Origin of the sequence: Candidatus Seongchinamella marina, assembly GCF_026262685.1 — a bacterium.
GTDB lineage: Bacteria > Pseudomonadota > Gammaproteobacteria > Pseudomonadales > Halieaceae > Halioglobus > Halioglobus marinus.
In genome coordinates this window covers 72264-95834 of sequence record NZ_SHNP01000004.1, presented here as the reverse complement: position 1 = coordinate 95834, position 23571 = coordinate 72264, and the positions used below count along the sequence as shown (strand labels likewise).

Annotated in this window: 21 protein-coding genes; 11 read left to right on the top strand and 10 right to left on the bottom strand. The window is 52.5% G+C overall.

The window, feature by feature from the left end; genetic code table 11:
- Positions 1 to 48 precede the first annotated feature (48 nt).
- From EYC87_RS11805 to EYC87_RS11795, 3 genes are all read right to left on the bottom strand, one after another.
- On the bottom strand, positions 49 to 1053 hold the full coding sequence (locus EYC87_RS11805) for a zinc-dependent alcohol dehydrogenase family protein (protein WP_279253057.1): 1005 nt from the start codon (positions 1051 to 1053) through the stop codon (positions 49 to 51).
- Between the two features lie 12 nt (positions 1054 to 1065).
- Positions 1066 to 1494 carry a DUF3429 domain-containing protein gene (locus tag EYC87_RS11800; RefSeq protein WP_279253056.1) on the bottom strand — a complete coding sequence of 143 codons (429 nt, stop codon included), beginning with the start codon at positions 1492 to 1494 and terminating at the stop codon, positions 1066 to 1068.
- 61 nt (positions 1495 to 1555) lie between these two features.
- Entirely contained in the window at positions 1556 to 1999 is a 444-nt protein-coding gene (locus tag EYC87_RS11795; protein ID WP_279253055.1) for a hypothetical protein, read from the bottom strand.
- A gap of 217 nt (positions 2000 to 2216) precedes the next feature.
- Here EYC87_RS11795 and EYC87_RS11790 point away from each other — a divergent pair, with 217 nt between their 5' ends.
- The 3 genes from EYC87_RS11790 (at position 2217) to EYC87_RS11780 (ending at position 4811) form a co-directional block, all read left to right on the top strand.
- A complete protein-coding gene (locus EYC87_RS11790) occupies positions 2217 to 2747 on the top strand; it encodes a glutathione peroxidase (protein WP_279253054.1) in 531 nt (176 codons plus the stop codon).
- Between the two features lie 188 nt (positions 2748 to 2935).
- Positions 2936 to 3247, top strand: a complete 312-nt coding sequence (locus EYC87_RS11785) for a hypothetical protein (RefSeq protein WP_279253053.1) — start codon at positions 2936 to 2938, stop codon at positions 3245 to 3247.
- Positions 3248 to 3512: 265 nt separating this feature from the next.
- Entirely contained in the window at positions 3513 to 4811 is a 1299-nt protein-coding gene (locus EYC87_RS11780; RefSeq protein ID WP_279253052.1) for a serine hydrolase domain-containing protein, read from the top strand.
- A 93-nt stretch (positions 4812 to 4904) separates the two neighbouring features.
- On the opposite strand, the gene EYC87_RS11775 is transcribed toward EYC87_RS11780, so the two are convergent.
- From EYC87_RS11775 to EYC87_RS11760, 4 genes are read right to left on the bottom strand one after another with little or no spacing between them, the layout of a single operon-like run.
- The gene (locus tag EYC87_RS11775) at positions 4905 to 5432 is read right to left on the bottom strand and encodes an MOSC domain-containing protein (protein WP_007228872.1); all 528 of its coding nucleotides are present in this window, start codon (positions 5430 to 5432) and stop codon (positions 4905 to 4907) included.
- The gene (locus EYC87_RS11770; RefSeq protein WP_279253051.1) at positions 5429 to 6331 is read right to left on the bottom strand and encodes a DMT family transporter; all 903 of its coding nucleotides are present in this window, start codon (positions 6329 to 6331) and stop codon (positions 5429 to 5431) included. Before EYC87_RS11770 ends, EYC87_RS11775 begins: the two co-directional genes overlap by 4 nt.
- A gap of 21 nt (positions 6332 to 6352) precedes the next feature.
- On the bottom strand, positions 6353 to 8593 hold the full coding sequence (locus tag EYC87_RS11765; RefSeq protein WP_279253050.1) for a S9 family peptidase: 2241 nt from the start codon (positions 8591 to 8593) through the stop codon (positions 6353 to 6355).
- 56 nt (positions 8594 to 8649) lie between these two features.
- Positions 8650 to 9867, bottom strand: a complete 1218-nt coding sequence (locus EYC87_RS11760) for a M24 family metallopeptidase (RefSeq protein ID WP_279253049.1) — start codon at positions 9865 to 9867, stop codon at positions 8650 to 8652.
- Positions 9868 to 10020: 153 nt separating this feature from the next.
- Here EYC87_RS11760 and EYC87_RS11755 point away from each other — a divergent pair, with 153 nt between their 5' ends.
- From EYC87_RS11755 to EYC87_RS11725, 7 genes are all read left to right on the top strand, one after another.
- Entirely contained in the window at positions 10021 to 10680 is a 660-nt protein-coding gene (locus EYC87_RS11755; protein WP_279253048.1) for a hypothetical protein, read from the top strand.
- Positions 10681 to 10843: 163 nt separating this feature from the next.
- Positions 10844 to 12376 carry an alpha/beta hydrolase domain-containing protein gene (locus tag EYC87_RS11750; RefSeq protein WP_279253047.1) on the top strand — a complete coding sequence of 511 codons (1533 nt, stop codon included), beginning with the start codon at positions 10844 to 10846 and terminating at the stop codon, positions 12374 to 12376.
- Between the two features lie 341 nt (positions 12377 to 12717).
- Positions 12718 to 14142 (top strand): aldehyde dehydrogenase family protein, encoded by a 1425-nt coding sequence (locus EYC87_RS11745; RefSeq protein ID WP_279253046.1) that lies wholly within the window; start codon positions 12718 to 12720, stop codon positions 14140 to 14142.
- Between the two features lie 243 nt (positions 14143 to 14385).
- A complete protein-coding gene (locus EYC87_RS11740) occupies positions 14386 to 15270 on the top strand; it encodes an SDR family NAD(P)-dependent oxidoreductase (RefSeq protein ID WP_279253045.1) in 885 nt (294 codons plus the stop codon).
- Between the two features lie 110 nt (positions 15271 to 15380).
- Positions 15381 to 16478: an NADP-dependent oxidoreductase gene (locus EYC87_RS11735; RefSeq protein WP_279253044.1), complete on the top strand. Its 1098-nt coding sequence runs from the start codon at positions 15381 to 15383 to the stop codon at positions 16476 to 16478.
- 358 nt (positions 16479 to 16836) lie between these two features.
- On the top strand, positions 16837 to 17190 hold the full coding sequence (locus tag EYC87_RS11730; RefSeq protein ID WP_279253043.1) for a UrcA family protein: 354 nt from the start codon (positions 16837 to 16839) through the stop codon (positions 17188 to 17190).
- Between the two features lie 180 nt (positions 17191 to 17370).
- Positions 17371 to 19125: a DUF885 domain-containing protein gene (locus EYC87_RS11725; protein WP_279253042.1), complete on the top strand. Its 1755-nt coding sequence runs from the start codon at positions 17371 to 17373 to the stop codon at positions 19123 to 19125.
- Between the two features lie 561 nt (positions 19126 to 19686).
- Here EYC87_RS11725 and EYC87_RS11720 read toward each other — a convergent pair.
- From EYC87_RS11720 to EYC87_RS11710, 3 genes are all read right to left on the bottom strand, one after another.
- Entirely contained in the window at positions 19687 to 20277 is a 591-nt protein-coding gene (locus tag EYC87_RS11720; protein ID WP_279253041.1) for a hypothetical protein, read from the bottom strand.
- Positions 20278 to 20296: 19 nt separating this feature from the next.
- Positions 20297 to 20842 (bottom strand): hypothetical protein, encoded by a 546-nt coding sequence (locus EYC87_RS11715; RefSeq protein WP_279253040.1) that lies wholly within the window; start codon positions 20840 to 20842, stop codon positions 20297 to 20299.
- A 194-nt stretch (positions 20843 to 21036) separates the two neighbouring features.
- A complete protein-coding gene (locus EYC87_RS11710) occupies positions 21037 to 22440 on the bottom strand; it encodes an alanine dehydrogenase (protein ID WP_279253039.1) in 1404 nt (467 codons plus the stop codon).
- Positions 22441 to 22803: 363 nt separating this feature from the next.
- On the opposite strand from EYC87_RS11710, the gene EYC87_RS11705 reads away from it, so the two are divergent.
- Positions 22804 to 23421: an HD domain-containing protein gene (locus EYC87_RS11705; RefSeq protein WP_279253038.1), complete on the top strand. Its 618-nt coding sequence runs from the start codon at positions 22804 to 22806 to the stop codon at positions 23419 to 23421.
- The last annotated feature ends 150 nt before the right edge of the window (positions 23422 to 23571 follow it).

Here is a 23571-nt window from a genome sequence, read left to right as displayed (position 1 = left end):
GCGTAGCAATAGTGATAAAAGCCGGGGAACCCGGCGACGGACTAATCGCTAGATTTCTACGCAGATTTTACCAAAGTGCTGCTGTGACTCTTGCAGGCGGAAGGCATCGGCCAGTTTTGCCAGTTCAAAGCGACTATCTATCACTGGATGAATATCATTGGCTTCAATAGCGGCGATCATATCGGCCTGGTGCTGTTGGCTGCCCACGGTAATACCATGGATTCGAGCATTCTTCTGAAACAGCTCAGCAGTGGGTACTTCACCTGAAATGCCAGTGAGCACGCCAATCATGCTGATACATCCATCAAATGCGACCGCGCGCACCGACTGGGCAATCGTGCCCGAACCGCCAACTTCAACAACCAGGTCAGCGCCGTGACCACCAGAGAGCTCCAGTACCTTGTCGCCCCATTCTGGCGTTTGCTTATAATTAATCAATACGTCAGCGCCCAGTTGTTTGAGGCGCTCAAGCTTTTCATCGGAAGAAGAGGTTGCAATGACACGGCAGCCAATCATTTTTGCAAACTGCAGGGCAAAGACCGAAACACCGCCGCTACCCTGGACGAGTACCCAATCACCGGGAAGTAAGTGTGTTTCCACCATTAGCGCCCGCCATGCGGTAAGGCCGGCGCAGGTAAGCGTCGCAGCCTCTGCGAAGTCAAGATTACGGGGCATTCGGCTGAATGTGCTGGCTGCTGCTGTAACGCTGCCCGCGGCGAAGCCGTCTACGTTGTCGCCAGGTACACCCTGAATGCGTTCGAAATTGGGTCTGCCGTCTTGCCACAGCGGGAAAAAATGGCTCAACACTTTATCTCCTACCTGGAACTTACTAACGCCTTCGCCGACCGCAGTGACAATACCGGCGCCGTCTGACAGAGGTATACGGCCATCATCAGTGGGCAGTAGACCCAGAACCACTGCGTAATCGTGGAAGTTGAGAGAGCTGGCTTTAACCTCAACTTGTACCTCACCGGGGCCGGGTACGGTGGGTTCGATATTCTTAAGGCTCAACTGATCCAGCCCGCCTGGCGACTTTAGTGTCATTGCCTGCATGTTAAATCCTTTTCAATGTGAGTTTGCTGCTAACAGTAGCGCAGTGGTTGCTACCGCAGTGAGTTGCAGTCTGAGTTGTGCATAGTAAATAGGTTGTGGCTCGAACAGGGGATGCAATCTTTCAATGATGAGTGTGCATGGAAAAAGTAGCGCGCAAAGTAGCAAAAATGTTTCAACCGCTAAAGATATATGACCGAAAAACGCAACGAGTACAAACACATTACTGATAATCAGGACAATCCAGTGACGCCTGATAAGTGAAATTCCCCACCAGGCGCCCACAAGAAAGCAATGGATGGAAAGCGCATAGCTTGCCAGCACCATACGCCACACATTGCCTCGCTCGGGGTCGAGATAAGTGGCCAGGGAGAGACCGATGAACGGCAGTAAACCGGCTCTTCCTAACCAACTTGCAACCGTTGGTAGCGATGGTTCTCGCATGGCAAGGCAGTGCTTTCAACGGGGAGTGACGTCTCCCCGTTTTTTTGCTGCTGGTTGAGGCTTAGTGGTCGCCCATAGCCTTGTTCATTTCGGCGCTGGCGTCATCGGCAGCGTCCGATGCTGCACCCTCAACCGCTGCGCTTGCATCTTCTGCCATTTCACCGGCTGCATCCATAGCATCGTCAGCCATAGCTTCAGCTGCCTCTGCTGCCTCGCCAATCGCATCGCCAGTGGCTTCAGCCGCGTCAGCTGCCATGTCGCCAGTGGCTTCGACTGCGTCCTCAACAGCGGCGCCCGCATCAGCCATGACTTCGCCAGTGGCTTCAGCTGCGTCAGCTGCCATGTCGCCAGCGGCGTCGGCTGCTGCTTCTGTTTTTTCTGCAACGGCGTCTACTGTGTCAGTGACCTGGCTCGCGGCCTTATCCATGTCTTCTTTGCTACACGCAGACAGTGAGAGCAGCAACACAGCGGAGGTTACTGCAGCTAATATTTTTTGAATATTCATAATTTATCCTACTAGTGAGTGATAATTTTTGTACTTATGCGTGATGTCGTGATCCGCTCTTATTTAGCGGTAACTCGAACCTATAGAATCGCCGCAGGGAAGTAAAGAGGTAGAAACGTCAGTGTGGAGGCTTTTTGGGGCCACTCGCAGAACTGTTGTCGATTCCTGTGCGTATCTTTTCGTGATTAAGTTAAAACTTATTTTAAGGAGCAACGATATGTATCGATACATTATGGCACTCGCTTTTCTTTCGCTTAGCAACTTCAGCTTAGCTGCCTGCCCCGAATTCCTGGAGGGCTCGATGAGGAAGCTGCATTCTAAGGAACAGGCCAATCTGTGCGAGGTTCAGGCAGGAAAGCCGATGTTAATTGTGAATACTGCTAGCCACTGCGGGTATACGCCACAGTTCAAAGGACTGGAAGCGCTGCACCAAAAATACGGCAAACAGGGCCTCGTAGTGGTTGGTTTTGCCAGCGACGACTTCAGGCAGGAAGCAAAAGATGAAGCGAGCGCCGCCGACGTTTGTTTCGTCAATTATGGCGTGACGTTTACCATGCTCGCTCCCAGTCACGTGAAGGGCCCGGAAGCAAATCCTGTCTTTCAGGCGCTCGCCAAGCAAAGTCAGGCCCCCGGGTGGAACTTCAACAAGTACCTGGTGAACGCTTCCGGCGATGTGGTCAAGCACTTTGACGGTGGTACCACGCCAGACAGCAAGGTGTTGGAACTGGCGATCGAAGGAGTTTTGTAGCAGGTCGCGTCTTTAAGGGCCTGACGCACAGCATTGTAGAGCGTTCTTCAAATACAGTCGTAGCTGGTCGAGTTCCAGGTTTTGTCCGGTTTTTGCGTTGCCCGGGAGTGCTCCAAAGTCGGGTGTCGGCAGTATGAATGATATGGACACTCACGCGCAGAAATGCACCCGAATCCAAAGGACGTATGATGAAAGTTTTTCTTGCAGTGCCAGTACTGGTTATCGCAATGAACGCCGGCGCAGATTGTCAGTCGGGTCTCCCCGCTGAGGTACCTTCCATGCCGGAAGGTGCCACTGCCACGAGGCTGCAAATAGAGCAGGCCCAGGTGGACGCGCAGGCTTATGTCGATTCTGTGGCTGCATTCTTGGACTGCCCGAGAAAAGAGGTCAGTGACATGAAGCACAACTTCTTTGTCGACTCGGCATTCCAGACCGCTAAGGAATACAACGAGACACTGATACGGTTCAATCAACGGGAAGAGTCGCTCGCGAGTAACTGAGGATTAGGTCGTATCGCGTGGGTAATCTCGTTCGTCAGCAGCCCAGAATCGGTAGAGGCTGCCATCCACAGCAGGCTTGCTTGTTTTAGAGGGCCCCATGTTGCAGAGAGTCGCCGGGCAATCTCGAAGCCCATGCTGTCGCATTGTGTGCTCCTATCTACAAACAGTGTTTGAAAGCCGAAGGCGCTGGTGGCATTGTTAATGTTGTAGTCGTTCACCGCAACAGTGATCGGCATTTGCGACGATGCGAGAAGAGCTGGCTAACATGCTTGATAGTGCTAAAACCATGAGGGGGGCGTCCGCCCTTGTCCTTATCATTGCCTCTGCGTTTGTTTTGATCGGTTGCAGTGGAAAGTCCCTTGAAACTAACGTGCCATCAGTGGACGGGTCTGATCAATCCGGGGTTGGCTTGAGTTGGTGGAGCAGGGCGGCCATAGACGCTTACTTACGACAGGATGCGTGGCGCGGTAATCGGTCAGGGTATGTCGTAATGTTCGCGCATGAGGGCGTGCCTGTTTATGCCAATGCCTACGGCTGGGCAGACATCGAAAGCAAGCGCCCCATGGAACTCGACACCCGTATGCGGTTTGCTTCGATGACTAAACCGGTTACCGCCGTTGCAGCCATGCAGTTGGTGGAACGCGGGCTTCTGGGGTTGGACGATCCGGTCTCCAAGTTTATCCCCGCATTCAGTGCTAGTCGGGTGGCAACCCACCAAACCCGGGGTTCAGACGGTGAATTTTTGAGTGTGCCGGTCAAACAGACGATCCTGATTCGTCATCTCCTCATGTTTGCCTCGGGAATCGGCCCAGGGCGAGATCAAGAAACAGAACTCTGGCGATATTGGCAGGCGAGTGGGCCGCGAACCTTGCCATCAGGTACGCTTCGGGAACGGATTGAAACCATAGCGGAACTTCCGCTGTTCGAAGAGCCCGGCACTCGCTGGCGCTATGGCTGGTCCGCTGATGTGCTGGCCGTCGTGGTAGAAATCGTTTCCGGGCAGCGAATGGACGATTACCTGAATGACAACGTGTTTGTTCCCTTGGGGATGAACGAAACGAGTTACTTGCCCTCGCTAGCTGAGCGGTCAACGCTGGCAACAGTATATACACACAGCAGGGAAGGGGATCTTATCCCCGTCGTGCCGGGTAGCGATACTGACTATCCGGAGGGCGGCAGCGGGCTGGTATCGACCGCTGGTGACTATATGCGATTTGCCTTAATGCTGTGGAGTGGCGGCGAATACCTCGGCACCAGGATTATAGACGAAGATACCTTGCGTGAAATGCGAGACTTGCACGTGGCATCGGGGGTTCTCAGCGAAGAAGGGATCGATGGCATCGGGTGGGGTCTGGGTTTTGCCGTGGTAGCAGATGCAGATGCCAGTCTCACTCCGGACCGCACCGGTGACTTTTGGTGGGCCGGTTACTTCGGTACGCACTTTTTCGTGAGTCCAGAGAGCGGATTGGTAGGCGTACTGTTATCACAGAATGAACCCGGCGAGTACAGCGAGCACCCTATTGCGTTGTATGTTGCACAAGCACTCGCGTTTGCCGGCTTATAGCAAAGAGCCCCTCGCTATATTCATTGTTGGTAGTTGAGTGACTCAACAAGCGGCTCGCTCCATTCCCATCGATGCAACTGCCACCTGTGCCAATCAAGACGTGAACAAGTCCAGGTTTTCACCTTCTGGTCTTACTTCAACAGTATTGCCCAAGGCGATGCTGCCGCTTCGTAAGATTTTGCAACACAGGCCCCCGTGCCCAATCATAGCCGCCACACCGCCTTTGCCGAGCGCTGTTTCCATGCGAGAACAAGGGTGGCACAGCGCGCCAGCCTCAAACAGCGCATCGCCAATTTCAAAGCGCTGGTGGCGTAGGGCATTAAGGTTGATGCCCGAGATCACCAGGTTGCGGCGAAGCAGGCCGGGATGAATGTCCTGCTTTGTGCTGTAGTGCATAATTTGCGCAATAAACTCGCGAGAGATGATAGTGACCTGACGCGCAGAGCCATTGGCTTTTTCGGTTCTATGATCGCCTTCCAGACCAGCGCCGGCGATGGCGACAACCCGCTGCATTTCTAACAAATTGCCACGTCGCTCAGGTCGAACCCCTATCCATTCTAAAACGCCCGGCGAAAGGTCTCGGGCAAAGCGGTCCAGCGGGTTGTTGCGTTTCTTTATCATGGGTTGTTCATTTTTTTGCGCAGAGCGCGGTTTTGGGTGAGAGCGATGCCTGCCAAAATCAGCAGCAATCCGGCGAATTGGCTGGGTTCAGCGCTTTCGCCCAGGAACATTACCCCGGCTGCGAAGGCGATGGCAGGGATAATGTAATTGATAATAGATAAAAACGAGGGGCCACAGTCTGTAACCACGCGAAAATAGGTCCAGGTGGCGAGTCCGGTTGAGACGATACCCAGCGTTAAGGTTGCGGCCAGCGCATTAAAGGACGGCGCTACCCAGAGCGCATGCTCCAGATAAAGGGTAAAAGGCAGTAGGAGTAGAGTGCCAACACTCAGGGAGCCGGTGGCGACCGCGACCGTATCGATGGGTGGAAGACGTTTTGCATAGACCGTATTACTGGCATAGGCCACGGTTGCGGTTAATACTGCCAATTGAGCGAGCAGGGCACTGCCGCCGATACCCTTAAGTGCTTCACCACCTACGAGCACAACGACACCGCCAAATCCAAGCATTACCCCGCACAGTCGGCGCGGAGTCAGTGCATCCTCATGAACAAAGAAGTGCGATAGCACCATAGTGCTGATTGGCATCAAGGCCATGAGCAGGCCCGCCTGGGAACTGCTGATTTCGGTCTCTGCCCAGGTGATTAACGAAAAGGGAATCAAGTTGCCCAGTATTGTCAGTAGTGCGAAGCGCCACCACCAGCCTGCCTCACGGGGTAAACGGTGCCCTTGCCAATGCATCACCATGCACAAGGTTGCTGCACCGACTGCGAGGCGTATGTTGACGATCGTCAGAGGCGGAAAAGACTCAAGAGCAATTGCAATTAGATAGAATGCAAAGCCCCAGGCGAGGCTGAGCAGGAACAGTAAGAGCCAGTGTTTTAGTTGCGGTGGTTGCATTTGTGGCTCTTGCCAGTTGTGCTAAAGGTGATCAGCAAAATACCGACTCTTTAGCGTGTGTAAATGTAATGGGGTGCCTTCACCTTCGACAAGACCGTGACGTCTGTTCGGGTAGGCCATAAAATCAAACTGACAGTTGTGTTTAATCAGTTCATTGCACAAGCGTTCGGTGCCCTGGTAGTGAACGTTGTCGTCACCGGTGCCGTGAATGAGCAGAAGCTTCCCTCGGAGATTTTTCGCATGCGTAATAGGAGATGACTGTCGATAGCTTTCTTCAAAGTCCTGCAGCAGGCCAGAGTAGCGTTCTTGGTAAATAGAGTCGTATAGGAGTTGGTCTGGAACTGGCGCTAAGGAAATACCCACTTTGTATTGGTTGGGGTAGCGGAACAACATGTTCAGTGTCATAGAGCCTCCGCCTGAATGGCCCCATACACCCACCCGATCGGCGTCTATATAACGCCAGCGTGCGCAGATTGCTTTGAGAGCGTCGGATTGATCGCTCGAAGCCAAAGTGCCTACTGCGCCATAAATTGAACGTCGCCAGGCATGGCCGCGAGGTGCCGCTGTACCTCGGTTGTCGATTGAGGAGATGATGAAGCCCCGCTGGGACATCAAAATGTGCCACATCGTGAGAGAACCCTGCCAGGCATCAATGACCGTTTGACCGGCGGGTTCCCCATAGACGTAATTGATAATGGGATGTTTTTTGGTCTTATCCATGTTGGGAGGCTTTAGCAGGTAGCCATTGAGTTCCAGGCCATCGGCAGCCTCAACTGAATAGAATTCTAATTCCCCTATTTGAAGTGCTGAGAGCTTGGCGGTGAGTTCCGCATTATCTTCGAGAACTTGGTGAACCTTGTGGTCCGGCAAAGAAACAAGATTGAACACCGGCGGCTGCAAAAAACTGGAATAGGTGTGAATGGCCCAGTTGGAGTCTGCTGAAATTTGATAAAAATTACAGCCACTTAATTGCGAGGGTGTGACCTGCTCTATTTTTCCGCTGCCATCAAGCTGGCTTCGATATAAATAACGCTGTGACGGGTTATCAGGTGAGGCAATGAAATAAACCCAGCCGTTACCCTCGTCCACTGATACCAGTTTGGTGACGTCGAAGTCGCCGGGCGTGAGGTCGATAAAGGTCTGGCCGTCACGGCAGACCCGATATAGATGCTTCCAGCCATCGCGTTCGCTTTGCCAAATATAGGTCAGCGAATCCTCGAGCCATTGGGGACTTTCCAGCAGTTCGATAAAAGTATCTTCCGTTTCCGCAAATATTGCGTCTACTTGCCCGCTTTTGGCATCCGCGTGGAAAATCGTATTTGTGTCCTGCTTGCGATTTAACTGCTGAATAAACAGTTGCTCACTGTTGTTGGCCCAGTCCATGCGCGGAACGTACATATCCTTCGACGCGCCTGGCAGCGTTATCCATAGCGTCTGTGGCTTAGCGATAGCGACAATGCCAATGCGTGCTGCGGCGTTCTCCTCGCCTACTTTAGGGTAGGGTATGGCTGTAATGGCGGGATACAGGGTGTCGGTATTGTTGATAATCAGGAAGTCTTTGGCAGCGTGTGTATCGAGTTGCCAGTAGGCGATTCGGCTGCTGTCTGGGCTCCAGCGAAATCCATCCTGGATACTGAATTCTTCCTCATAGGCCCAATCAAACAGCCCATTAATAATGGTATCGGAAGCATCATGCGTGAGTGCTGTGACAGCTTTTGTTGACAAATCTTGCAGGTAGATATTGTTGCGCCAAACATAGGCGAAGCAGCAACCATCAGGAGAGAGCTTGCCAAACATCATTTGGCTGGTACCAGCTTGGTCACCTCCGAGTTGCCAAAGTTCGTTGTCCTTGCGATCGATTAGCCAGTAATCACCGCGGCTTTTTTCACGCCAAACGTATTTGGCGTCGGTATAAACGAGTATGCGATCTCCGCCGTCTGACCAGCGGTAGTCGTCTACCACTAGCGCGTTGTCGTGACCTTCGGGAGTGAGGTCTTGTAAAGAAATCAAGATCTTTCGGTCCCCGCTAACGGGGTCGTACTGAACAACTTCCTGATAGATTTTTATGTCGTTGCCATTCGCGTCTTTTTCGAGCACAGCGTCTTCATAACCTGGCGCAATCTCCAGCGCGGTATACGTCGCGCCCTGATCAGCCCATCGCACCGTTCCCGGGCGCTTGGCGCTATACGACCAGTCTTTAAAGATTGCTTCGTTAGTCAGTAGTACCTGACCTGAAGCCGGGTGCTTAAGTTGTGTAGTCATAACTTCTATCTACGCAGTGAGAGTGAGGTGAGTTCAATCCGGATATCCGCGCCTGCTTATGCTTCATAACCAAAGGGATCGTCAACCGAGTAGGCTGGCTCGGTGAACCACTTTGGACCCGACTCAGTCATGTAAAAATGGTCTTCATGACGGATGCCGAACTCCCCGGGTATACAGATCATGGGTTCGTTACTAAAACACATGCCTGGTGCGAGTTTCGTTGTTTCATTTTTGACCAGATAAGGCCACTCATGAATATCCAGGCCGATACCGTGGCCGGTTCGATGGGGTAGCCCGGGAATGTTGTAGCCTGGGCCCAGACCCTGGGCTTCCAATGCCTTTCTGGCAGCCGTATCTACTGCACTGCAAGGTTGGCCAATTTTGGCGGCTGCGAAAGCGGCAGCCTGAGCCTCTTTCTCCAGGTTCCAGATTTGGCGTTGACGATCACTGATTTCTCCATAAACGTAGGAGCGAGTGATATCTGAAATATAACCCTCTAGCTGGCAACCGGTATCGATAAGCACCATGTCGTTATCTTGCAGTACCTGCGGGTCCTTAACGCCGTGTGGATAGGCAGTGGCTTCACCAAACAATACAATGCAGAAGTAAGACCCTGCGCTGGCTCCCGCTGCCTTGTGTGCTGCGTGAATGAACGCCTCGACTTCGGTAGTGGTGACGCCCGGTGCCAGAATTCGAGCTGCGCACTTGTGTACTTCAAGAGTTATATTTTTCGCTCTCTGCATCAGTGCTAATTCAGTAGAGGATTTTATCATTCTGCAGCTTGCAGTGACTTCTGCGGCGTTTCTGAACTGGTATTGCGGGTTGCTTTGTCTGATTCCATCAGCGATGAAAAAAGGAGCTGCTTCATCGATCCCGATGGTGCCCTCTTTCAGGCCCATGCGGGCGAGTGCAGAGCCCATCAACGCATAGGGGCTTTCATCTTCTTCCCAGCAGTTGACCCGGCCAGTGATTGTCATGTATTCAACGAGCGTTGCCTCTTCAAAAGCTGGAGCAATGTACTCCAGTTGGCCACTGGCGGGAATAATGGCACCTACCATACGTTCGCTGGCACCCCATCGAGTTCCGGTAAAATAGTAGAGGCTGGTGCCTGCATTGACGTAGATCCCGGCAATATCTTTTTCACGCATCAACCTCTGAGCTTCGCGAATGCGGGCCTCATACTCCGGAAGTGCAATGGGGGTGATACCCATTGTCATATTATCGAGATCGGCCAACTCTTTTGCAGGGGTCGATCCACCAACTCCAATTGTCAAAGTGATCTCCAGTATCTTATAGAATCGTAGGTACAGCAGTATAAGTTAAATAAACGGACTATTAGGAGGAGATTTTCAGGCATTGCTAAAATTCGTCCGCTCAGTAAGCTGTTCGTAACAAAAGCCCTCCGGGGCGAATGCTTCTGGGGGAATATGATGAGAAAAGTTTACCGAGCAGTCGCAGCAATATGCCTTAGCTGCTCGGCAGCAGTCGCGATCGCGGACACGACGGAAGCGGCTTGCAAAATTTATCCGCGCGGCGAGGATCACACCGATGTGTTTCTTCCCTGCACCTTCAGTCAGCGGCAGGGCTATATCACTATTAACCGTGGGGATGGCGTGACGCACCAATTGTCGCCCGAGGGCGACGCGCCGGGGTATTTTGCAGACCAGCACGGGCGCTCTGTGATCCGCCAGAGCGGCCTGGGTGATCAGGGGCAAATTTTTCGCTTCCCTGAGGAGAGTATTTATTTGTACTGGAACGCCGATCGACTGACAGTGTCTGCAGACGACACCGGGACAGCGCCCTTCAGTACGCAGGACTTTGATGCAACTACACGGTTGCGGTGTCGCCGCGCCGGCCAACAGGCGTTTGCCAGCTGTCCCGCGGGTATCGTTCGCATGGAAAATAGTCAGGCTTCCATCACAGTACAGAATCAGCATGGCGAGCAATTCACTATCAATTTTATGTCCGATTACGTCAACGCAACCAATCGCGAGCTCAGCTCGCGTTTAGAGGGTGACACTTGGATACTCAATTTTGATGATGGGGAAGTGTGGGAGGTGCCGATAGCTGCTATCGAAGGCGGTTAATGTCGGGTGGTAGCAACATTCCCGGGGCGTAATTGTGTCCAGATAGAAAATCTTCAAAATACCAGTGCTGGTTTAACAGCTCAGGACACAATGTCCGAGAGAATAGGTAGAGCGTGCAACTGTCAGGTACTATAGAGCGCCCAGAACAGGATAGTGATCGCTAATGAAACTATTAAATTCTTCCATCACAGAGCTCGCTGTTGCCCTGACATTAGGGCTAGTACTCGCAGCATGCAGCGACTCCAATAGTAACTCGCCTGCTTTGCCTGAGCCCGAGCCTGAGCCTCCAGAGCCGTCGCCGACCTACTTACCCATTGCCCAAGCTGAAGTATCGACGCCGCCTGATTCGGGTGCTCTGTCGCTGTTGGCGCAATCTTTTGATCTGTCCGATATTGGGTATGAAGATCAAGAGTACTTTATCGGAGGTGAGGCTAGCGCTTTTACGAATCTCAATGAATTTTCGCCTGATGGCTTTTGGGAGGCTGAACCGGCCGAGCAGCAAGCTTATCGGACTCGTATTGTTGTCCAGCGGCCCGAGGAGGGAGCAGCTTTTAGCGGCACCGTCATCGTAGAGTGGTTAAACGTAACCTCCGGTTTCGATACGCCGCCGAGTTGGGGCACAGGGCACGTGGAAATGTATCGCAGCGGTCATATCTGGATTGGGGTTAGCGCCCAAAAAGTGGGTATTGATGGCAGAGAAGGTGGTCTCGCGCCGCTTTACCTGAAAGCGGTAAACCCCGACCGCTATGGAGAGTTGTTACATCCCGGTGATAGCTTTTCTTACGACATTTTCACTCAGGTTGCCGGTCTACTGCGCGGCCCCGAGGCAGCTGAGCTTTTGGGCGACCGGGAGGCTGACTATTTGCTGGCTTTGGGGGAATCACAATCGGCTAGCCGGCTGGTGACCTATATCAATGCTGTTCATCCGCTTTACAATCCCTACGATGGATATATTGTGCACAGCAGAGGAGGCGGCAGCGCACCCTTGGCCCAGGAACCGCTGGCGGGAATACCTGCACCGAGTGCGCCGATTATTCGCGACGATGTCAACGTTCCGGTGATGACTTTCCAGACTGAGACAGACGTGACTGAACTTGGGTTTAGTGAGGCACGGCAACCCGACGAGGGCAACGTGCTGCTCTGGGAGGTCGCCGGTACATCTCATGCAGATTACTACACGATCGTTGCGGGACGGCTCGACAGCGACGGGGCCGCCCGTTTTGCCGCTGTTGTCGAAAGCAGCTCTCTTCCCGGCTTTATTAGCTGCGACTTACCGTTCAATTCAGGCCCCATGCACTATGTGTTCAACACCGCGCTTCGTGATATGGACCAATGGATGCGCACTGGCGAACTGCCGCCCAATGCACCTCGGCTTGCCCTGAATGAGCAGGGTGGTTATCAACTCGATGATTCCGGGAACGTAGTAGGGGGTATTCGCACTCCTTATGTCGATGCCCCAACTGCGGTGTTGTCTGGAGTGGGAAATACCGGAGATGGATTTTGCCGGCTATTTGGTACTACGAAGTTGTTTGCGGCAGAAGAACTGGCTACGCGCTACGTTGATGAGGCGGGTTATGTGAATGCTGTTAAGGATTCCGCCGAGGCGGCAGTTGAAGCAGGTTTTCTGCTAGATGAGGATGCCGCGGTTATAATCGAGTGGGCACCGTCGCAGTGGCAAGCGCAAGTCCCACAATAAACCAGCGAGGCCTGTTGACACAGGGCCTTGCCAGTCCTCTGGGGCACGCAGTGCTCCAGAGGTTGCAACAGGGAGATGCCGTCCGCCGCGACGCTAACCTGTTCATCACCTAACTTCCCGGTTGACGCCATCATTTCCTCTCTGATGTTGCGGCGTTGGTCATCGCGATTCCACGCACACAATCTTATTGAGTACTTGCAGTACTGTGCTTGAAGGCATGTGCTTAGCTCATTTTCAGTTCTATACTGACAGGGTGCTTCGGCCCTAAGCCTGAATCCAATGACCAGGGTGAGAAAATAGCGGTACGGAGATATATCTCTATGTTGGACAGGATCAAACCTATGGAAAATCTCAACAAGTTTTACATCGACGGTGCCTGGATCACTCCACAATCCAGGCAAATGTTTGCGGTGCTGAACCCGACGACAGAACAGCAATTGGGCGAAATTGTATTGGGCAATTCCGACGACGTAGACTTTGCAGTGGCAGCGGCAAATAGGGCCTTCGAAACCTATTCCCGCACCAGTAAAGAACACCGACTCGAGTTGCTGGAAAACCTGCTGGAGGTAACAGAAAAACACCTTGAAGAGTTGGCTCAGGCGATGACGTTGGAAATGGGCGCACCGATAACCATGTCGCGCGAAGCTCAGGCCGACGCAGCGGTGGGCCACCTGGTGGCCTATATTGAGGCGTTCAAGGCACAGCACCAGCGCAATGTGTTAGCCAATGCTGACACCCTTTTGTACGAACCGATTGGTGTGTGTGGCTTGATTACCCCGTGGAACTGGCCAATTAACCAGATCGCACTCAAGGTGATTCCTGCGCTGGCGACCGGTTGCACCTGCATACTCAAGCCGTCCGAACACACCCCGATTTCGGCCACAGTGTATGCCCAGATTATTCATGAGGCGGGTTATCCCGCCGGTGTTTTTAATTTGGTTCAGGGCGATGGCCCATCGGTTGGCTCGGCGCTCTCATGTCACCCGGATGTCCAGATGATGTCTTTCACCGGGTCAACACGTGCGGGCAAGGCTATCACCCGGGATGCTGCAGATACTGTTAAGCGAGTGACTTTGGAACTGGGAGGCAAGTCTCCGAACCTGGTGTTTGCCGACTGTGATCTTGAGGCTCGCGTAACCGCCTCGGTATTGGAATGTTTTTACAATACTGGCCAATCCTGTGATGCGCCCACTCGTATGTTGGTCGAGCGCTCTTGTTATGACCAGACACTGGAGATAGCCTGGCGGGTGGCAATGGACCAGGCAGTAGGTGATCCATGCCAGGAGGGCGACCACATTGGCCCACTGTTTGACCAGATTCAGTTCGATCGGGTGCAAGCCCTGATCAAGGTTGGAATTGACGAGGGTGCCAGGGTGCTTTGCGGCGGAGCCGGCAAGCCCGAGGGCCTTGAGACAGGCTGGTTTGTGAGGCCCACGATATTTGTGGATGTCACTGACACTATGCGAGTCACCCGTGAGGAAATATTTGGCCCTGTTTTGGTAATCATGCCTTTCGACGATGAAGCCGAGGCTATCAAGCTGGCAAATGATACCTCGTACGGGCTTGCTGCATATCTGCAAACCGGCGACGCGGACCGTGCTGAACGAGTTGCTGCACAGCTAAAGGCAGGGGCAGTGCATATAAACGGGGGTGAATTTAACTACGGTTCGCCTTTTGGTGGTTACAGGCAGTCCGGCAATGGCCGCGAGGGTGGCATTCAGGGGCTGGAAGATTATCAAGAGATCAAGACGCTGCATTTTGGCTAAGTGGGTCGATAAGGCGAGTTCCCAATAGATGTAATAAAGTTCTTTACCGTTGAAGCCGATGCCGCTTGCGAGTCGCTGGGCGCCTTCGGCTGCAGTGCGTAGACGTCAGATGCTTCAGTTCAGTGCCAGCAGGGTCTTCCTCAGATTGCACTGCGCCGACCGGGCAGAGGATATATGCTTGTGTCAGTTCTTGTGGACAACTATAGTCTGCGGGCTCAAAAAACTCTGTATTAGGTCTACTCTATGAACATATTCGAAAACAAAACAGTCGTCATTAGTGGCGGCGCAGAAGGTATTGGGCTTGCGGTTGCCCGCGCTTTGGGTAAGCGCGGTATGAACATCGTTATTGCCGATATAGATGCAACACAGCTTTCAGTGGCTGAAGCTGAACTGGCTGGCGCAGGAATCCCGGTGCTGGCAACAACACTGGATGTGGCTGACCTTAGCCAGTGGAAGAGGGTAGCCGAGCAGAGCATCGAGCGTTTTGGCAAAGTGCACATGGTGGTCAATAACGCCGGTGTCGGCGGTAAAGGGGGCACGATCGAAGAAACCGATTCGAGCACCTGGCAGTGGGTTATCGATGTTAATTTGATGGGCGTTGTTTACGGCACTCAGGTGATGGTGCCACTGATGAAGTCCCATGGAGAAGGTGGCTGGGTTGTTAATGTGGCTTCTATGGCGGGTTTTGGGCCATTGCCGCTGGCAACGCCTTACACAGCGACCAAGGCTGCCGTGGTGGCTATGACAGAAAACTGGGCACAGGAACTGGCGCCTGAGGGTATTCATGCCTGTGTCCTTTGTCCTGGCTTCACGCAAACTCGTATCAATCTATCTGAGAGAAACAAACACGATCGTTACACTAATAATGAGTCCGGTGACGAGAGTAAAAGTGCCAGTAGCTTAAATAGCACGCTGAAAAAAGTTGTAGAGACAGGCATGCCAAGCGGTGTGGTCGCCGAGCGCTTAATAGAAGCGCTGGAAGCCAAGGAACTCTATGTGTTTACTCACCCCAGTTATCGACCTCTCGTGAACGTTCGCTTCAATGCCACCGCGGTTGCATTCGATAATGCTATCCAGAGTCCATTGTTGGCCAATTATAAAGATCTTATGCTGCCGTCCTTCAACTGATCATCGGAGCGGTTTCTTTGGGGCGACATTGCGCAAAACAAGACAATACAGTGGTGTCTGCGCTTGCTTGCAGAATTTTTATATTAACGAATCAAGTCTGGAGAAAATAAATGAGTATGAGTCGGCGCCAATTTTCAATGGCATCTGTTGCGGCACTAGGAGCCGTCAGTATCAATCCACTGGCTGCTGCGGAACCAGCAGTTAACCGACGCATCTTGCTAGCTTCGCGGCCGGTAGGAAAACCGAGTACCGAGAATTTTCGTCAAGAGAGTGTGGCAATACCCGAAGTAGGAGACGGAGAGGTTTTGCTGCGTACCCGTTATCTTTCATTAGACCCTTATATGCGCGGCCGAATGAATGCCGGGAAAAGCTACGCAGATCGGGTGGAGTTGGGTGATGTGATGGTCGGCGGGACTGTGAGTGAGGTGGTACAAACCAATCACCCCAACTATGCCAAAGGTGATTTAGTCAGTGCTTTCTCAGGCTGGCAGGAATACGACGTATCGACTGGCCAAGGGTTGATGAAGCTTGATACCAGAATTACCAGGCCATCCTATGCGTTGGGGGTTTTGGGCATGCCGGGATTAACCGCCTACGTGGGTCTTCTCGACCTTGGGGAGCCAAAACCGGGGGAAACAGTAGTGCTTGCTGCCTCAACTGGCGCGGTCGGTTCGGTTGTTGGACAAATCGCCAAGCTCAAGGGCTGTCGTGTGGTGGGTATTGCCGGCGCTAAGGAGAAGTGTGAATACGCAGTGAAAGAACTGGGCTACGACGCCTGTGTAAGCCACTACGATGACGACATGGCTGCACAATTAAAGGAAGCCTGCCCGAAAGGTATTGACGTGTATTTTGAGAACGTTGGTGGTTCGAGTTGGGAAGCCGTAATGCCACTGCTTAATAACTTTGCCAGGGTGCCAGTTTGCGGTCTTATTGCACACTATAACCAGACGGAGCTACCTCCTGGCCCCGACCGAATGAGCATGCTCCAGGGAATGATTTTGTCCCGAAGCATCAAGATGCAAGGTTTTATCGTCAGTAACTATATTCATCGTGCACCCGACTTTATCGGTGATATGAGCACATGGATGGCAGAAGGAAAAATACAATATCGGGAGGATATGGTGGAGGGATTGCAAAACGCGCCCGAGGCTTTTCTCGGTCTGTTTAAAGGCGCGAATTTTGGCAAGTTGGTCGTTAAGGTGAGTTGATCTAATAGCCACAACTCTCGTCCGAGCCGCTTATTTAAAGCGGCGCTTCACGGCCAACATTACCAACTGAGCCAACCATGATGCTACCAGGTGCTATAGCGGCAGTGAGCTTCGGTAGCGACTGCTCTCAATTTCATTCCTTATATAGCTGCCAATAGCGCTATCCCCCCAGCAGTTTGGGCTTCACTTACGCGGTTCATCGCAAATAACCAGCCTCTGATCTTGAGTTGACCACTACTCAACGATACTCCGTTTTGATACCGCCATATTTCCCTCATATTGGGCCTCAATACCGGCACAGCCATAGCCCGAGCCAGTTAAAACAGGCAATAAGCCAGACCTTTGAGGGAGATAAGTAATGAAAGTAGGCGCGTTCAGAAGCATCCTGTCCACTGCCTTGCTGCTGGCTGTGACGACGTCACACTCAGTAACTGCAGCGACGGACACAATGGAAGAAGCAACCAGCAAAGGCCTCGCAATTCCAGCCAAGACCGTGAGCTTCAAGAGTTCCGAATTAAATACGACGGAAGGCCGTGCGGCGGTTGAGCGCCGGATACGGCTCGCTGCAAAGCAAGTGTGTGGACCTACAGGTCATCGGGCCTCAGGCACGCTCTCACTGCACGCTGTCGCCAGGAACCAGGCTTGTTATGAACGTGCAATTGCCGAAGCAATGGCCCAGTTCGACCCCGGCCTGGTCGCCTCCACGCAATGACACCCTCAAACATGTTTGAGGGTAAGCTAATGAATTAATGCGCCTTCCTATATTCCGGACCATAACTAAACGAGCAATACACGGGCTATCACTAGCGGGCCATATAGGAGGAGTTAATACAAACCGGCAGTTGACGTTATAGCGATCGAGGGCCTATAAAAGAGATAGGAGTGAATTGCCATGTTTCGAATTGTACTATTTTGCACGTTCTTGTTTAGCACTCAACTAACACTCGCCTCGGAAACGATGGCGCTGCATGGACTGTTTGAAGAGTACTGGGCTAATGAAATGGAAGAGAATCCCTTCTCTGCAACAAAATCGGGAATCTTCGAGTTCAATGACCGGGTGCCTTCTGTTAGCCCCGCCGACCAGGAACGGCGTTTAATCGAGGTGTCGTCTTACCTGGATCGTCTCAATGCAATCGACTCTGCCGATTTAAGCGGGGAAGACCAACTCAATGCAGAATTGTTTGCGTTTATATTGAAGCACAAGGTCGCACTGGCTGCTTTTGATGAATGGCGGATGCCATTCCGAGCCGATAGCGGATTTCACACAGATTTCAGCTATGTGGTGAGTGCAATGCCTTTCAGGGTAGAAAATGATTATTTAGATTATTTAAAACGGTTGCAGGCGCTGCCAGTTTTCATCGAGCAAAACATACAAAACATGCGGCGCGGGCTCGCAGACGGATTTACCCAACCCAGTGAAATTCTGCCCTTCATCTTGCCCTCATTTGAGGCGCAGGTCATTGCAGATTCTACAGATCACCCCTATTACGCGCCTTTTAAAGCTATTCCAGCGGCAATCGATAGCGATCGAAAAAAGCAGTTAAAAAAGCAGGCTCAGGCGGTACTTTCTGATTCGGTGATCCCGGCTTATGCGCGCCTGTTGGCGTTTATGCGAGACGAATATGTTCCGAATGCGCGAGATACTCTTGGAGCATCGGAACTGCCTGAGGGTAAAGCACGTTATGAGGCACTGATTCGTTACTTCACAACCCTCGACGATGCCAACGCAGATGACATCCACCAGTTAGGTTTACGTGAAGTATCGCGTATTCGCGAGGAGATGGACGCAGTGATTCGCGACACCGGTTTCGCGGGAAATTTTGCCGAGTTCATCGCTTACTTGCGCAATGACAAGCAGTTTTACGCAGCGTCACCGCAGCAACTGTTGGATCGCGCAGCCTGGATCGCTAAGGATATTGATGGCCGCTTGCCGGCTTTTTTTGGCAAGCTACCGCGACAGCCCTATTCCGTCGAACCCGTTCCGGCAGAAATTGCAGCGAACTACACGAATGCTCGGTACGTCGGTGCCTCCCTGGACGCAGATCGAGGTGGGCAATTCTGGGTGAATACATACAGGCACGAGATTCGTCCACTTTACCAACTGACAGCGATGGCGCTGCATGAGGCTGTTCCTGGGCATCACCTGCAGGTGGCGCTGGCACTGGAAATAGACGCCGCTCCAATGTTCCGAACCAATTTCTACCCACACGCTTTTGGTGAGGGGTGGGGGTTGTATGCTGAGAAGCTGGGCGTTGAAATGGGTGTTTACCAGAACGCTTACGATCAGTTTGGCCGTCTCACATGGGAGATGTGGCGCGCCTGTCGTTTGGTCATTGATACCGGCATACACGTCAAGGGCTGGTCTCGACAGGAGGCGATAGATTATCTCGCTTCAAATACAGCGCTCGCCCTGCACAATGTGCAAACTGAGGTTGATCGCTACATTGCTTGGCCGGGCCAGGCGCTGGCCTATAAAATGGGCGAGCTGACCATTTGGGAGTTGCGAGAGAAAGCCGAACGTGAATTGGGGGAGAGCTTTGATATTCGTGAATTTCACGATGCTGTGGTTGCACGTGGAGGGCTACCTTTAGAGCTATTGCGCTTAGAAATTGATGATTACATCACAATAACCAAGAGCAACAAGTAACGCTCAGACCATACCAAAGCTAAGGATAGCTTTAAAAATATTTAAGGACTAGTGGCTGGGCGCAGCCTGTCGGTTGGTCGCGAATCAGGCCAGTTGGGGCGCATTAAGCCTATTCGAGCCGTCTTTAACAGCCGTCTGAGCATATCCGAACGCGCCAGCATAGCCATAACCGCTTCCAGGTGAGAGCAGACGTGTGTGCATATCTCGCTAAGTGAGCGCTAAGGGCGCGTAGGCCGTCATAGTGGAATTGCGAGAGGAACTCAGTTTAATTATGTAGGCTTGCGAAAAGTAGCGCGTCCTTGCCCTCATACCGTCCGTTGCATAAAAGAGACTAACAGGGGGACGCAGTCAAAAATCTCTCAGCCTATACGCCAGAAAAAATGAGAATCGCTTTCCTAATGCTACAAAGGCCGTAACTGAGGGTTCGTGAAAAATTGCCAAGCCCCTCAAGGCCATTTGGGAGTATCAGTAGTGCGGGTATCAGTTGGTACATTCTAATGAAGGAGGGAAGCTCGTGTTCGCCTTTCCAGCCGCAGTGGCGATGGTTTTTTTACCCGCTAGTCAGAGATGAAGTTCATCAAATTCACCCAGATGGATCAGGAATTTATGCGCTGCGAATGTTACAGCTGCCCGGTCGGTGGACTCAGACAAGTGCCGCACGCTATTGGTGATTGCCAGCCACCACCGCATATGCTCTGCACTTAACTGCGCGGCGACAGGTATCAGATCGCGAGTGACGCCATAGCCACGCTCGGCAGCGGACTTCAATTTTGCCATATCATCCAGATTCAATTCCACCCGATTGAGCTTCTGAAACAATATTGCGGCCACTTTAGGGTCTCGCTCCAGTGCCTGCGAACTGGTGGGCTCGGCATTTTTTTCTAGCAGCGCCACATCCAGATGGCTCAGCACGTCGCGCAGCGCCCCGCGAAGGCTCTGGCGCAACTCGTGTCGGCGATCACGTTCCATGCGCCGTTGAACTAATGAAAAAAGGCCCACAATGAAGAAGCCTTCAAGACAAAAACCGATCAGTTCAGGTAGTAAATTTTCTTGCACCGCGCCTTCCGAGGCGACGCGCAAAAAATAAGATAGGAAGTAGATGCCGGCCAATCCGAATAAAAGCAGCGGCGCAAAAACCATAAAACGCCTCATCGTTGCAACTTCCCGGCGCTCATTCCGCTTCCTCCGGATTGGCCAATGCCCTGACGACCCTTGCTATGCGCTCAGCTTCCGCTGGTGTTAGGTCCAATGGCAGGTTCTGAATATACACAACCAAATTTTCGCGAATTGGAACTGGGAAAATTTCATGAGGACTGCGTGGCGGATTAAGCAGTAACTCTTCGCGCGCGCGACTTTGATCCGGGCTGTCGCGTTCTGCGACCAGTTGTATTTCCGATGTCTCACCCTCGTCACTGGAGAAACTATTGGGATCTTCGATCCAACTGAAAAAATCCCGCAAGCCTGCCTGCAACCTATCGTTGTAAATCTGCAGAGTTTCAGGACGAATAGTAGAACCCTGCAGCTTGTGAAAACGTGTACAGAGCTCGTCAATATCGAGCTGACGTAAGTCCACGCGCTCGTTAGATTTGAGTTGTACAAGCAGTTGTTCAGCGGCTTTTTTACGTGAGCGGGCCGTACCCGGGCGAATAAGGCCTGCCATGGTGCCCTGTCGTAAAAAATCGAGAAAGGCCGCTTCCGAATAATCCCTGTTCGCCATGTAAACCACGCTAACGTCTATCAGCTCAGTGTAATGCCCAACACCCTATCGGTACAGTACCGAAAATTAGACATGTTTTTTAGCGGCGATATGAACAAGGCAATAAGTCACTGCGTGCCGGGCATCAGTGTGCGTGTGCTGTATTGCTGCGTAATGTCCAGGGGTGGTTTAACGCCAGTACCTGTTTAACGCGGCTACTGGAATGGACCGCACACCAGTGCCCTGGCCACTCCCGGGGTTAAAGTGTCTAATCCATCGACCAGTCGCTCGGGTCCTAGTAGCACGTCCCTGATCTGGTCAGAGTAGCGAATTGCCGTTTCCCGCATCATGCCCATCATGGGCCATCCCCAGAGTGCAGAGACAGTGACTCCGTCCTGTACAAAGTGTGGATCAGTCAGGAAACTGCAATTGATTACCGGTTCCACCGGGCTGCGATTGGTTTCACTGCCACCGACCAGGTCAATAATGACAGAACCGTTGGGAATCAGTTGCTGCAGTTGCTTGTTGCTGATCAGGAAATTGATGCCACGCAGCGCCGGGCTCTGTTCGGCACCATTGACTACAAGGTCCGCATTTCTGAGCCAGTAATCGATTCGGCCCTTGACGGTATGGGTACGGCCCAGCACGTGAACACAGCCGACGCCCTGGGCATAGGCTTCATGAATCGCGCCTTGGCCGACGTTGCCGTAACCCAGTACCGCTACCCGGGCATAGCGCAGATCCAGATCGGGTTTGTTTTTGCGCAATAACTCCAGGCCATAGCGAGCCCCCGCGCGTCCTGTCTCATGTAGACACTGAATGCGACGCAGGCCCATTTCCAGGGGAGGGTGGGCGGCGCGATAGGTAGCAATGGCGTCCTCGCCCTCGTTTTGCTCAAACTCATGCATATCGAACAGGTGACAGCCTGAGGCCTGCAGGCGGGGCAGTATGTCGTTGTTATCCTGAAAGCTCGCGCTGTCGTAGAAATACAGTGCTTCACTGCCCAGTGCGGTGAGTTCATCGTGCTTGGAGTTGCCCTGCAGCACGTCTAGTGAGCGCGGATCACGGTTGCCCGCTCGGCGAATGGCGCTGTCCAGCCGCGGGGTCCAATCCAGCACCCGCACCCGGGTGCCGCCAATGGTATTGTTTTTGATGAATGGCGTTAGCGCTTTGTTCATCGCCATGCGCCCAAGTATCCGTGTGTTGGTTTGCACCCGCGGCGACTCCAGCACTTCCTCCATAGCAATAACGTTAATTCGCCGCTCCTGCAATAAAGCTGCACGTTGCGGGTAGGAGTGAAAGTGCGCCATGCAGAAAAGAGTGGTGCCTGGTTGCATCTTTTCGATGGACGCCATAGAGGGCCCCTTGAACTTGATCAGTAGGTCCTTGTTACGATAGATACTGTCTTCAGACTGAAGCAGCGCTCCGGCTGCACGATACTCTTCGTCGCTAAAACCAACACCTTCTCCTGCATGGTGCTCTACGGCAACCTCTGCACCCGTGGCGACCAGTGCTGCCACATCTTCCGGGGTGAGCGCTACGCGTTTTTCCAGAGCGCCGGGGTTTTCGGGTGATTCACATTCGCGAGCGAGACCGATGGATCTGAATGATTTTGCCATGGGTAGTGCTGTCCAATTTAATGATCAAGCGGTAATAATGACCGCACATCATACTTTAATTTAGTGGATAGCAAGCACAAAGAGCGTGCAATGCCCCTGATCATTTAACGCGCGGATCGAAATGAGAATACCGGCGCTGCGGCGAGGCGTTTTCTACTGATGGGGTCTTAATCTATGTTCCGGAGCATAACCAGGCAGCCTCTGAACTGAGCACTACAGCGCAAAAGGTATTCGCCTGCTGAAGTTACTCTATCAGTACGCTCTGATGTAGCACATTTGCCAGCAGCACCATGAAAGTCTGCCAAGAGCGACCATTTGATTAGGGAAGGCCGTCGGCGTATGGTCAAAAAGCAGCGGGGTTCGATGCTGACCATAATTGAGGTCGAGGAAAAAATGAGCAAAGAATACAAGGCTAGTTGGACCGCTTTTGAAAGTGCGACCCAGGCAGACTGGGAGGCCGTCTCGGATTACGAGGCCCAATTCAATGCAGGGCTGGTAGATCGGCTGCTGCAACAGTTCAAAGTGCTCGACGAGGAGTCGACACCATACCCGATTAATCGTTACCAGCATTCGCTGCAGGCCGCGACTCGCGCGCTTAACGATGACGCTGCGGAAGAAATGATCATTGCCGCGCTATTGCACGACATTGGCGATGTTGTTGCGCCTTATAACCACGGTGAGGTGGCGGCTGCTATCCTCAAACCCTATGTGTCTGAAAAGACCTATTGGATTGTCAAACATCATCCCGTTTTTCAGGGTCATTACTACAATCACTATCTCGGCGGGGATCGCAACGCGCGTGAAAATTACCGTGACAGTCCTCATTACGAAGACTGCATCTATTTTTGCCAGCACTACGATCAGTGCGCTTTCGACCCTTGCTTTGATAGTAAACCGCTTGAGTTTTTTGAACCAATGCTGAGACGTGTGTTCGTGAAAAACTGCGGTCATATGGAACTCAATGAGCGTTTCGAAGGCTAATGATCAGTTAGGCGCAAGGTATGTGCCTTTAAGTAACTGCGGGTTCTGCTTTCGCTTCCTCTTCCTAGAAAGAGCTTATGGTTTTATAGTGTCGCCAGCGGCCTGCAAGATGACTTTCTTAGTTGCAACTGCTTACTGACGGCCTAATAT